This is a genomic window from Asanoa siamensis, from assembly GCF_016862555.1.
Classification (GTDB): domain Bacteria; phylum Actinomycetota; class Actinomycetes; order Mycobacteriales; family Micromonosporaceae; genus Asanoa; species Asanoa siamensis.
Genome location: NZ_BONE01000196.1, coordinates 1 through 1,236 on the forward strand (window position 1 = coordinate 1; position 1,236 = coordinate 1,236).

Below are 1,236 nucleotides of genomic sequence, written 5' to 3' on the forward strand. Positions count from 1 at the left end.
TCCACGCATTGGCGGGGGCACTGCACACAAACCTGCAGAAGTACCAAGCCTGGCGACACAACACCTACCAGCCCGTATGGGCTCGTTCCCGATTCGACGAGATCGCGGCTTGGGCCGAACTGACGACCACCCTCGACGCGGCAGCCCGCCATATCGCCGACGAGGACCCTTGGTACGACGACGGCCAATCCATCCTCACCCCACTTCTCGCCGCGTACGGCGCCGACCGAACCGTGGCGGTTGTCACGGAGGTCCGTACCGCGGGGGTCGTTGAAATCTTGGTCGCCCCGGCCATCGAGGACGTCTTCCTGCGCAGTGAATACCGCATACGGTTCCTTCAACACGCGGTCGAAAAGGACCCGCTCCTCCGCGACGATCCCGCCGCCATCCGCCTCTTCAATTCCCTGATCGATCGTTCACAAACCACCGCCGCGCACGACGCAGACCCCAAGGCCGGTGGTCCGGGAAAAGTCCGCCGCTGGCCCCAAATGGCCAAGACGGTCACACCAGCGGAGTTTGCGCATCTTACTGAGATGGCTCCAGAATCGACTCTCGACCGCCTGGAGCTGGCCCTCCGCACCTACGAAGACACGAACGCGGCAGCGCTGGACCCAAAAACTGGTCGTCTCATGGACCGACTCGTAGACGAACTTCGGCAAAGTCCGGACTGGATCCCCGGCATCGCGGACCCGTTCCTCGCACTGCTGAAAACCGCTGTCAGGTACGCGTTCCTCTCCTACGACATCGGTCGCAAGATGGGCGGCTCCTACACAGAGTTCCTCCGCCTGCGCGACAAAGCGAAGAAGAAGCAGAAAGTCGACGAGGCCCTGTTCCACCAGCACTTCTACGAGGTCCTCTGCTTCTCGTCCCTGTTCCGCGTCATCGACGCGGAGGTCATAGAACAGGCCGGCGGGCGCGTAGACATCCGCGCCTCCTTCGGACCGGTGAAGTTCAACGTCGAGTGCAAGATCGAGGAGACCGACGCGAGTGAATCAGCCCTGCGCCACTACGCGTCTCAGGCCTCCGAGTACCAAAACACCAACGCCGCATTCGCGATCCTTCTCGTCCTGGACAAGACGGAACACGCGGAAGGAACTGTGAACCTCTTCGAGAGCATCTGGATCGAACAGGTCCAACGCAACGGCGAGTCGACACCGTGTCACGTAGTGACAGTCCGCATACCCGGCGGCCGAGAAGAGCCCTCATCGCTGCGCGCCCCGAGCAGTCATACCTAAG

Annotated in this window: 1 protein-coding gene; it reads left to right on the forward strand. The window is 62.1% G+C overall.

Going from position 1 to position 1,236, the window contains the following annotated elements; genetic code table 11:
* Positions 1 to 1,235, forward strand: a 1,235-nt coding sequence (locus tag Asi02nite_RS41205; protein ID WP_203719475.1) for a hypothetical protein, incomplete at its 5' end; no start/stop codon positions are given.
* Between the last annotated feature and the right edge of the window lies 1 nt (position 1,236).